The following is an 11832-nucleotide window of genomic DNA, read 5'->3' as shown; positions in this document are numbered from 1 at the left end:
CGCCTCAGGCTGCGGCGCGGGCGCCCTCGGCCTTTCTGACGCGGCGCTGCGTTCTCGCCACGCGCGTCGCGGGCGTTGCCGTCGATGTCTCGCCGCCGCGTGCCTCCGGCTCGGCCGTCATCGGAAGCCTCAGGCTGACGATGGTCCCGTCGCCGACCTTGGAGCCGATGCGGAATCTGCCGCCATGGAGATTGATCAGGGCCTTGGCGATGGCGATGCCGAGACCGGCGCCGTGGCAGTTCGAGCGCACCAGCGCGTTGCCGACCTGAGAGAAGGGCAGCCCGAGTTCGGCCAGCGCCGGTTGCGGGATGCCGGGCCCGTCATCGGCGACGGTCAGCGCGGCGGACGGTCCGACCTGCCGCAGCCGCAACCGCACCGTGCCGCCGTCGGGCGTGAATTTCACGGCGTTGGACAGGAGGCTCAGCACCACCTGCGAGGTCGCTCTCCGGTCCGAAACCATCGTCAGCGTCTCCGGCGTCTCGATCGAAAGCGCGATGTTCTTCTTCTTGGCGAGCGGCTCGATCATCGCGGCGCTTTCCCGGACGATCTCGCTCAGCTCGACCTCCTCGCTGAACAGTTCGAGCCGGCCGGATTCGATCGTCGCCATCTTCAGGACGTCGTCGATCATCGTGAGGAGGTGGGTGCCGCTGGTATGAATGTCGTCGACATATTCGGCGTATTTGTCGCCGATCGCACCGAAGGTGCGTTGCCGCATGATGTCGGAAAAGCCGAGAATGGCGTTGAGCGGGGTGCGAAGCTCGTGGGACATGTTGGCGAGGAAGGTGGTCTTCGCCCGCGACGCGCTCTCGGCCCGTTCCTTCTCGACGATGTAGCGCAGATTGAGTTCGCTCAGTTGGTCGGCCTTGCGCTCGGCGTCGGTGGTGGCGGCTTCCAGCTTGGCGATGGTCGCGAGCAGCTTCTGCCGGGAGTCCTTCGTCAAAGTCTTGTGATGCTTGATCTGGGTGATGTCGGTGCCGACCCACACGGTGCCGCCGTCGGCCGTCGGACGGGTCGAGATGAGCAGCCAGCGCCCATCCGGCATCTGCGCCTCGACGGCGCTTTGTCCGCCCCCCTGCTCGTCGCCGTCGAGGGTAATCTGGCGGATCGGCCGGCGCGCCTTGCGCAGGACCTTGTCGACCGGGGTGCCGGCGGCGACGTCGGCCTCTTCGAGGCCGAAGGTCTTGCGATGGATCGAATTGCACACGACCACCCTCCGTTCGTGGTCGCACAGGAGGAAGGTCTCGGAGATGTTCTCGATCGTGTTCTTCAGCCGGTGATTGGCCTCGTCGGTGCGGCGGACGAGCTCCTTCTGTTCGCTGACGTCGGCGGCGATGCCGATCAGATGGACTTCGCCGTCCGTCCCCCGCGTGACGTTCGCCCGTCCGCGGATCCAGATGTACGAGCCGTCGGCCCGGCGCATCCTGAAGACCTGATCGAAGTGCTCGATCTCCCCTGCCGCGACACGTCGCGCGAGATGGAACAGGCCGCCGTCGTCCGGATGCAGGAGGGGCGCGACGTCGGCGAATGCCATCACGCCGTCGATCGCTTCCATGCCGAGGATCTCGTACATCGAGCGCGACCAGTACATCTGACCCCGGCCGATGTCCCAGTCCCACAGTCCGCACTTGCCCCGCGACAAGGCGACGTCGATCCGCTGATGGGCCTCGTTGAAGAGGCCGCTGTAATCCTCGGCGCGGCGCGACTGGCGGAAATAGGCCTTCAGCACGAGAAGCAGGATCGCGCCGGTCAGGACGAACAGCGAAACGCTGATCGCCGTCTTCTGGCGCCAGTCCGCCAGATAGTCGGCCTCCGGCCAGAACAGGCTGATCTTGCCGCCGTCGACCGGAAGATCGGCGGTGGCGGCGATCGCCTTGCCGCCCCTGAAGCCGACGTTCAGGATCTGGTCGGCCGCGTCCACGCCGAGAAGTTCGCGCGGGTCGGAGACGAAGCCATAGATGCTCCTGCCGACCAGATCCGCCTGAACGGGAAGTGTCGCGACGACGATGCCGTCCCGGTCGGTGACGAACAGCAGCGCGCCGGCGGGCAGGATGCCGCTGGCCGCCAACTGCTCCACGAATGGCTCGCGATCGAAGCTGGCGCCGCTGGCTTCGACGAGTTTGAGGCTGGTCGTCAGCAGCGCCGTGACGGTCGCCAGATCCTTGTGAGCGCCTTCGACGTAGGACGACCGGTCACCGAGCGTGAGCGCCAGCCGCGAAGCGGCGAGCGTCACCAGGAACAGAAGGACGAGAGCCGGGATCACACGCCGCGACAGGAAGAGGTCGCCGGGGCCCGATCCGTCGTCCTCCGGCCCGTCGTCGAATTGCCAGGGCGATCCCGTGGCCTTTCGATCGCGCCCCAAAAAGCCCAGCCATTCGAGCACACCTTCCCCGTTCGGTGCGCTGGACGCGTCCGCTCGCATCAAAGTCCCCTCGTCGCCGCATCAACAATTCGGCATCCGCATTACCGAATCGTATTGAATTGATCAGACACGAATCGCCTTGTCCATAGCTGACGGACTCGGATGCGTAAATTTTTCAACAAGTCGGACGATTATTTCCGTGAGCGATCCACAATATCCTGCAGATCTTTGGAAAGTCCTTTTATTTCAGAGAGTTGACGCAGGGTCTCGTCGAGTTTGGCCCGCCGGGCCGGCTCGAAGCTCCGCCAGGCGCGGAAAGTCGTGGCGATCCGGGCGGCAATCTGCGGATTGATCCGGTCGAGGGAGGCGAGCTTCTCCGCGACCCACCGGTAGCCCGCGCCGTCGGGACGGTGGAAGGCGACCTGGTTGCCGGCGGCGAAGCTGCCGAGGACGGTGCGGACGCGGTTCGGATTGCGCATTGTGAAGCGCGGATGGTTGGCGAGGCGCTCGACCGTCTCGACGGCGGTGTATGTCGGTGCGGTGGCTTGCAGCGCGAACCATTTGTCGAGAACGAGATCGTCGCGTTCGTAACGCCGGAAGAAGTCGTCGAGGGCGCTTTCGCTGGCCGCCTCGCCGGCGAAGCGGTGGGCGAGGATCGCCAGGGCGCCTAGCCGGTCGGTCATGTTGCTCGCCGCGCGGTACTGGGCGACGGCGGCGTCCGGGTCGCCGGTCGCGGCGCAGCGATAGGCGAGGGCGGCGTTGGCGAGGGCCCGGCGCCCGGCGCTTTCGGCATCCGGCGAGAAGGCTTCCGTTGCGGACGCTCCGGCACTGAGACGCTCGAACATGGCAAGGCCCTTCGCGCCGATCGTGACGCGGGCGGCATCGACCACCTCGTGCACCCGGTCGGGATCGACGTTCTCGCGCATCTGCCTCGCGACGTCGCTCTCGCCCGGCAGGGTGAGCGCCTGGGCCCGGAAGGCCGGCGCGAGGTCTTCGTCGTCGGCCGAGGCCAGAAGGGCGTCGACGATCGCGGCCTTCAACGCCGGTTCGCCGTCGCCGAGGGGGCGCCGCGCCGCAGTGGTCAACGCCTCGGCGATCAAGTCGTCGAGGGCCCGCCAGCGGTTGAAGAGATTGGGGTCGAGCCGACCGAGGGCGAGCCTTTCGGCCTCGCTCTGCTCGTGTTCGAGCATGACCGGCGCGGAGAAGTCCCGCAGGACCGAGAGGTAGGGCCGGTCGGACAGGCCGCCGAAGGTGATCGTCGCCTCCCGTCCGGTGAGGACGATCACGTCGTCTTTCAGCCGCGCCTCACCGGAAACTTCGGCCGCTGCCTGCCTGTCCTCGCCGTTGCCGCCGACGAGCCCGAAGCGGACAGGCAGCACCATCGGCTCCGTGCCGGTTCCGGCGGCGCCCTGCGTCAGGCTCTGGCGAAGCTTGACCGTGTGCCGCCTCTCCTCCGGGTCCCAGCGTTCCGTCACGGAGAGGGTGGGCGTGCCGGCCTGTGCGTACCAGAGCGCGAACTGCGACAGATCGAGGCCGGAGGCGGCCTCGAAACAGGCGACGAAATCCTCGATCGTCGCCGCATCGCCGTCATGGCGCTCGAAATAGAGATCCATGCCCTTGCGGAAGTCCGCCGCGCCCAGCAGCGTGGCGATCATCCGCACCACCTCGGCGCCCTTGTCGTAGACCGTCGCCGTGTAGAAGTTGTTGATCTCGCGGTATTCGCCGGGACGCACCGGATGCTGCAGCGGGCCCTGGTCCTCGGGGAACTGATGCGCCTTCAGCCGCCGGACCGAGGCGATGCGCTGCACCGTCGGCTCGCGTTCGTCGGCGGAAAACTCCTGGTCGCGATAGACCGTCAGCCCTTCCTTCAGACACAGCTGGAACCAGTCGCGGCAGGTGATGCGGTTGCCCGTCCAGTTGTGGAAATATTCGTGGGCGATGACCGTCTCGACGCCGGCGTAATCCGTGTCGGTGGCGATGTCCTGGTCGAGGAGGACGTATTTGTGGTTGAAGACGTTGAGCCCCTTGTTCTCCATCGCCCCCATGTTGAAGTCGGCGATGGCGACGACGTTGAAGACGTCGAGGTCGTACTCCCGGCCGAAGCGCCGCTCGTCCCAGGCCATCGAGCGCTTCAGCGCGTCCATGGCGTAGGCTGCCTGGGGAGCGCGACCCTTCTCCGTATAGACGCCCAGCGACACCGTCCGGCCGCTCGTCGTCACGAAGCTGTCGTGCAGCGCGTCGAGATCGCCGGCGACGACGGCGAAGAGATAGGACGGTTTGTTGAACGGGTCGTCCCAGACGGCATAGTGCCGGCCTTCGGGAAGCTCGCCGGATTCGATCGGATTGCCGTTCGACAGAAGCACCGGCGCAACCGCCTTCTCGGCCTCGATCCGCACCCTGTAGGGCGCCAGCACGTCCGGCCGGTCGGGAAAATAGGTGATGCGGCGGAAACCCTCGGCCTCGCACTGCGTGCACCAGATCCCGTTGGAACGGTAGAGCCCCATCAGCTTGGTGTTCTCCTCCGGGGCGATCCGCGTCTCCAGCCGGAGTTCGAAGTTGCCGGTCTCGGGAAGCTGCCTGACGACCAGCCTCTCCGGCGTCGCTTCGTAGCGCGCGGGGGCAAGCGTCTCGCCGTCGATGGCGATGCTCGCCAGGATCAGCTCGTCGCCGTCGAGGCTGAGCGGCGCGTCGGCGGGAACGCCTTCGCGGCGTTCGAGCGACAGGATCGTCACGACGTCGGTATGGCCCTCGAACAGTTTCAGCGTCATGTCGACGCCGCGAAGGACGAAGTCGGTCGGCCGGTAGTCGGTGAGCTTCACGATCTGGCCGTCTTCGGTGCGTTGCATCGGTGCTGTCCTTTCGTCGCGGTGGCGAGGTCTTCCCGTTCGCAATGAGCCTTGCCGCCGCGAAGCGCAAGTCGTCGCCTGCGCCGTCGGCCTCGAAGCCGGAAAGCGGAGATGCGGGACGAGGTTCTTCGCCCTTGCGGCGCCGCCGCCCTCGACGGGAGTCCTCTCGTGCAATAATTGTCGACAAGACCCATCGCGCGAAGTCCTTCCGGGAATGCTTCGCTCGATGGGCTGCGCTGTCGCGATCGCCAGTGCTGGCCGACACGATCGTTCGTCTCCCGGGGGAATTCGCCATGACCGTCATGACACCGAAATTTGGCCTCGGCGCCTCCGTGCTGCGCCTCGAGGACGACCGCCTGATCCGCGGCGCGGGCCAGTACACCGACGACGAGAGCCGGCCGGACATGCTGCATGCGGCCGTGGTGCGCTCGCCGCATGCGAGCGCCCGCTTCACCATCGCCGATCTGGAAGCGGCGAAGGCGGCCCCGGGCGTCCGTCTGGTGCTGACCCATGCCGACGTCGCCGAACTCGGCGACATTCCCTGCCTCGGCAAGCCCGCCATGGCCGACGGCAACCCGTTTGCGGCACGCAACGCCCCGGTCCTTTGCAAGGACACCGTGCGGCACGTCGGCGACGCCGTCGCCTTCGTCGTCGCGGACACGGCGATGCAGGCGAAGGACGCGGCGGAACTCGTCGCGGTCGAGTACGAGCCGCTCGACGCCGTGGCGGATCTCGAGGCGGTGATGGGCGAGGGGGCTCCGCTGGTCTGGCCGGAAGCCGGCAGCAACGTCGCCGGCCGCATGCATGTCGGCGACGTCGCCGCGACCGGGGCGGCGTTCGAGGCCGCCGCCCGGACCGTGCGGATCGATCTCGTCCAGAACCGGCTCGTCTGCAACTACATGGAAGTCCGCTCGGCGATCGGCGAATATGTCGAGGGCGAGGACCGTTATCTCCTGACCTCCGGCAGCCAGGGCGTCCACGGCCTGCGCGACACTCTGGCCAAGGTCGTCTTCAAGGTCGACCCGTCGAAGATCCGCGTTCTCACCCGCGACGTCGGCGGCGGCTTCGGCACCAAGGCCTTCCTCTATCGCGAATACGCCCTGGTGCTCTTCGCCGGCAAGAAAATCGGCCGGCCGGTGAAGTGGACCGCCGACCGCGGCGAGCATTTCGTGACCGACACCCATGGGCGCGACAACGTCGTCTCCGGCGAGATGGCGATCGACGCGGAGGGCCGCTTCACCGGCCTCAAGATCCGCATCGCTGCCAATCTCGGCGCCTATTCCTCGCAATACGGGCCGATGATCCCCTGGTTCGGCATGTCGATGGCCACCGGCCTCTACGACATTCCGGCGATCGACGTCGCCTGCGACGTCTATTACACCAACACCGTGCCGGTCGACGCCTATCGCGGCGCCGGGCGCCCGGAAGCGGCCTATCTGATCGAGCGGCTGGTCGACAAATGCGCCGCCGAGCTCGGCGTCGGGCGCGACGAGATCCGGCGCAAGAACTTCATCAAGCCGGAGCAGCTTCCCTACAAGACCGCCTTCGGCCGGCTCTACGACACCGGCGATTTCGCCGGCCACATGGCGGAGGGCATGCGCCGGTCGGGCTGGGACGACTTCGAGACCCGGCGCGCCGCGGCAGCCGGCAAGGGCAAGCTGCGCGGCATCGGCATGGCGACCTATGTCGAGGCCTGCGCCTTTCCGGGCTCCGAGCCGGCCTATACCGAGCTCCATTCGGACGGCCGGGTGAGCGTCAAGATCGGCACCCAGACGAACGGCCAGGGCCATGCGACGGCCTATGCCCAGTTCGTCGCCGAGGCGCTCAAGCTCGATTACGACAGGATCGACGTGCGCCAGGGCGACACGGACGACACGCCGACCGGCGGCGGCACCGGCGGCTCGCGCTCGATCCCGCTCGGCGCCGTCTCGGTGCGGCGCGCCAGCCAGGCGCTGGCGGAGAAGATCAAGAAGCTCGCCTCGGACGAACTCGAGGCGGCAGCCGCCGACATCGAGATCGAGGGCGGCTTCGCCCGCGTCGCCGGCACGGACCGCGCCATCGACTTCGCTGCACTTGCGGCGGCCGCCAAGAGCCCGGACGACCTGAAGGCGACGGGCGAGTTCAAGCAAGACGAATGCACCTATCCGAACGGCACACATATCTGCGAGGTCGAGATCGACGCTGAAACGGGTGCCGTCGAAATCGTCGCCTACACGATCGTCGACGATTTCGGCGTGACGGTGAACCCGATGCTGCTCGCCGGCCAGATCCACGGCGGCGTCGCCCAGGGGCTCGGCCAGGCGCTGATGGAGGACACGGTCTATTCGCCGGACGGCCAGCTCGTCTCGGCGAGCTTCATGGACTACGCCATGCCGCGCGCCTGGGACCTGCCGATGTTCGACTTCAAGACCCGCAACGTGCCCTCGACGACCAACGCCCTCGGCATCAAGGGCGCCGGCGAGGCGGGAACGATCGGGGCCGCTCCGGCGGTGATGAACGCCGTCGCCGATGCGCTGAGGCCGGCCGGCGTCGACCACATCGACATGCCGGCAACGCCCTCCAGGGTATGGGACGCGCTGAAAGGTGCGGCTGCTGCGGTCTGAGCGACCGGCCGAAACACGGCGCGTCGCCGCCGAGAAGATCGGCGACGCGTCAGGACAATCGTAACCATTTCTGTTCAGTTTTCTTCTAGAACCTCATTTCGCCCGGCGCCGATCCGCCGTCGCAGATCCCCGCGGGCGGCGTCTTTCCGATCGAGAACGAAGGTGTCTGCGCGCCCCAACCGCCGCAGGCAGAAAACAGACCATGGCGATGTCGCCGCCGGTAGACCCGAACCCCACGCTGGGGATCGGCCTGAAATGCATTTCCGTCGTCGTCTTCGTCGCGATGCAGACCCTGATCAAGTCCGTCGGAGAGGATGTTCCGCCCGGCGAAGTGGTCTTCTTCCGCTCGTTCTTCGCGCTGATCCCGGTCGTCATCTACCTCGCCTGGCTCGGTGACCTGCGGCGCTCGCTGGTGACCGACGACCTGCCGGGCCACATGCTGCGCGGGCTGGTCGGCGTCACCTCGATGATCCTGTCGTTTTACTCCCTGGCGCGGCTACCCTATCCGGAGTGGATCTCGATCTCCTACGCGGCGCCGCTTCTGACGGTGGTCTTCGCGGCGATCTTCCTGAAGGAGGTCGTGCGGGCCTATCGCTGGACCGCGGTGGCGATCGGCCTCGTCGGCGTCTGCGTCGTGACGGCGCCCAATCTCAGCCTCTTTTCGGCGGGCGGGATCGGCGGCGCCGAAGCGCTGGGTGCCCTCGGCGCGCTCGGCGCCGCCTGCTTCGCCGCCGTCGCGATGATCCAGATCCGGCGGCTGGTCAAGAAGGAGAAGACCGCGACGATCGTCGTCTACTTCTCCCTGACCTCGTCGCTCCTGGCGCTTCTGTCGGCTCCCTTCGGCTGGGTCGTTCCCGCCCCACGCGAGGCGGCGGCGCTCGTCGTGGCCGGGCTTTTCGGCGGCGTCGGCCAGCTGCTCCTGACGGCGAGCTACCGCTACGCCGACACCTCGACGATCGCGCCCTTCGAATACACCTCGCTGATCCTCGCCATTGCCATCGGGGTCTTCCTCTTCGGCGATCCTCTGGCATGGACGACGGTCCTCGGTGCCGCGATCGTCGTCTCGGCCGGGATCTTCATCATCTGGCGCGAGCATCGGCTCGGCATCGAGCGGCGAAAGGCACGCCGCGTCTCGCCGCCCGGCGGCAGCTGACAGCTCCGATCATCGGGCCGACATCGCGATCTCCGCCGCCCTCCGGCGGCATCGCAGCCGCGTCCGTTTCGGCCCGTCGCAGCCCTCGTCCGCCCCGTCCCGGCCGCCTGCGTCACGATCCTGTTACGTCGAATCCATACCACTCTGGAAGCGTTCGAAACTCGCGAGGTCGGCGATCGACCGGTTGCGGCGGACGCATTTCGACAACGGGGTATCTGAGATGAACGACCAGACATCGAACCGTTCGGTTTTCCGCACGAGCCGGCTGGAGGAGGCGGACGGCGACGGCCTCAATCCGACAGGCAACCGCACGATGGGCGAGATCATCGCGGCGCGGTTCTCCCGCCGCGGCTTCCTGCGCGGTTCGCTGGCGGCGACGGCGATCGCCGCGACGGTCAGCCCGATGGCGCTGATGACCGCCGAAAAGGCCAAGGCGCAGAGCGGGCCGCAATTCTCCTTCACCGAGGTCGAGGCAGGCGTCGACGAGACCCATCACGTCGCCGAGGGCTATGACGCCGACGTGCTGCTGCGTTGGGGCGATCCGCTGTTCGCCGATTCGCCGGAATTCGATCCGACGAAGCAAACGCCCGAGGCGCAGGCCCGACAGTTCGGCTACAACAACGACTATGTCGGCTACATCCCGATCGACGGCTCCTCGGAGCACGGGATGCTCGTGGTCAACCACGAATACACCAACGAGCATCTGATGTTCCCGGGGATCGTGACGGTCGCCGACGGCAAGGTCGAGGTCGCTCCGGCCGATCGCAACCGCGTCGACGTCGAGATGGCTGCCCATGGCGGCACGATCGTCGAGATCCGTAAGGACGGCGGCAAGTGGCGGGTGGTGCGCGACGGCGCCAGGAACCGCCGCATCACCTCCGACACCGAGATGGAATTGACCGGCCCCGCCGCCGGCCACGACCGCCTGAAGACCTCGGCGGATGCGACCGGCAAGAAGGTGATCGGAACCGTCAACAACTGTGCCGGGGGCGTCACGCCGTGGGGCACCTACATCATGGCGGAAGAGAACTTCCACGGCTACTTCATGGGCGAACTGCCGGAGGGCCACCGCGAGGCCGCCAACTACGAGCGCTACGGCGTTCCGGAAGGCTCCTACGAATGGGGCAATTTCCACGAACGGTTCGACGTCTCCAAAGAGCCGAACGAGCCGAACCGCTTCGGCTGGGTCGTCGAGGTCGACGTCGACGACCCGAACTCGGTCCCGAAGAAGCGCACCGCGCTCGGCCGCTTCAAGCACGAGGGTGCCGACAACGTCGTCGCGAGGGACGGCCGCGTCGTCTTCTATCTCGGCGACGACGAGCGCTTCGACTACGTCTACAAGTTCGTGACCGCCGGCCGTTACGACCCAGACGATCGCGCCGCCAACATGGCCCTTCTCGACGACGGCACGCTCCATGTCGCCAGGTTCGAGGAGGACGGCACGATGAGCTGGCTGTCGCTGACCTTCGGGGAGGGCCCGCTGACCGCCGAAAACGGATTCGAGAGCCAGGCCGACGTGCTGATCGAGACCCGCAAGGCCGCCGATCTCCTCGGCGCGACGCCGATGGACCGGCCGGAGGACATCGGTCCCGACGGCGAGACCGGCCGCGTCTACGTCATGCTCACCAACAACACCAAGCGCAAGGAAGCGAACGCCGCCAATCCGCGCGTCGACAACGCCTTCGGCCACATCGTCGAGATCGCCGAGGAGGGCGGCGACTTCGCCGCGACGAGCGGGCGCTGGGAGATCCTGGTGAAGTGTGGCGACCCTTCCGTGGCCGAAGTCGGGGCGACTTTCTCGACGGAAACCACGAAGAACGGCTGGTTCGGCATGCCGGACAACTGCGCCGTCGACGCCGACGGCCGCCTGTGGGTGGCGACCGACGGACTGTCGCCCGAACACGGTCGCACCGACGGCCTCTTCGCGGTCGATACCTCGGGCGACCAGGCGACGTCGAAACTCTTCTTCCGCGTTCCGGTCGGCGCGGAGATGTGCGGTCCGCTGCCGACGCCGGACCTTGCGACCTTCTTCGTCGCGGTCCAGCATCCGGGTGACGGCGGCGACGACTGGGAAGGCTTCGGCCGGCCGTCCTATTATGAGGACCTGTCGACCCGCTGGCCGGATTTCCGCGACGACATGCCGGTCCGTCCCTCGGTCCTGGCGATCACCCGGCAGGGCGGCGGCAAGATCGGCGCCTGATCGGCGGCAAATTTCCGGGCCGCCCCGGCGGCCCGAAGATTTAGCGGCACATACGGCCATGTCCGACGCTTCTCGAGGCGCCGGGCATGACGGACTGGTTTCTCGTTTCATCTCGGCGCCGGCCACCTCCCCACGCATGCGGAGGATCGGCAGCGAGCGCCACGCGCCGCGGACACGCCGGACACCGTCAGCGACGGTCCGAGAGTCGTTCAATCATAGACTTAAAAGTGCGATGAGCCACCCGTGGCTGGCGAAAAATGTGTCGCAGCGGCAACATCGACTTCCACGGTTTCCCGATCGGCAGCTTGGTGTCGAATCCAAGGTGTACGGGATGACGAGATTTCGCTAGCGTTTCTCACGCCGCGTAGAAGTTTAGGTGATTCGAACCGAAGTTCTGGGACTCGTGCGCGAGTCGTAGAGCGTGGATCGGAGTTTCTCGTCACGAATAGAGTAAGATCGAGTGGCGCGAATAGATTGCCTTCTCGGCAGGCGGTCTCGGATTGTTTGCGTATCGTCTTGAGACCATTGGGTGACGGCGAGCGGGGATGCCGCCGGGGGTAAGGGTGGGACGTGCATCTGACTTAGCGTCAGGCTTGCGCAAGCGACACCGGATCATATCGATCGCCTGGATTGTGGGGATCGTTTTGAGCGTTTTGGTCCTCTCCGCGCAA

Annotated in this window: 5 protein-coding genes; 3 read left to right on the top strand and 2 right to left on the bottom strand. The window is 66.8% G+C overall.

What is annotated here, in order from left to right; translation table 11 throughout:
- Positions 1-4: 4 nt before the first annotated feature.
- Both LZD57_RS03160 and pepN read right to left on the bottom strand, forming a co-directional pair.
- Positions 5-2419, bottom strand: a complete 2415-nt coding sequence (locus LZD57_RS03160; protein WP_233717672.1) for a sensor histidine kinase — start codon at positions 2417-2419, stop codon at positions 5-7.
- Positions 2420-2550: 131 nt separating this feature from the next.
- The gene (pepN, locus tag LZD57_RS03155) at positions 2551-5205 is read right to left on the bottom strand and encodes an aminopeptidase N (protein ID WP_233717671.1); all 2655 of its coding nucleotides are present in this window, start codon (positions 5203-5205) and stop codon (positions 2551-2553) included.
- Between the two features lie 293 nt (positions 5206-5498).
- Here pepN and LZD57_RS03150 point away from each other — a divergent pair, with 293 nt between their 5' ends.
- From LZD57_RS03150 to LZD57_RS03140, 3 genes are all read left to right on the top strand, one after another.
- A complete protein-coding gene (locus LZD57_RS03150; RefSeq protein ID WP_233717670.1) occupies positions 5499-7808 on the top strand; it encodes a xanthine dehydrogenase family protein molybdopterin-binding subunit in 2310 nt (769 codons plus the stop codon).
- A gap of 202 nt (positions 7809-8010) precedes the next feature.
- Entirely contained in the window at positions 8011-8961 is a 951-nt protein-coding gene (locus tag LZD57_RS03145) for a DMT family transporter (protein WP_233717669.1), read from the top strand.
- 220 nt (positions 8962-9181) lie between these two features.
- Positions 9182-11161, top strand: coding sequence for a PhoX family protein (locus LZD57_RS03140; protein ID WP_233717668.1), 1980 nt, complete (start codon positions 9182-9184; stop codon positions 11159-11161).
- Positions 11162-11832: the final 671 nt, after the last annotated feature.

The organism is Jiella avicenniae, assembly GCF_021390325.1.
Lineage (GTDB): Bacteria > Pseudomonadota > Alphaproteobacteria > Rhizobiales > Rhizobiaceae > Jiella > Jiella avicenniae.
The sequence above is the reverse complement of the archived record's forward strand: the minus strand, read 5'-3'. Positions and strand labels throughout refer to the sequence as shown.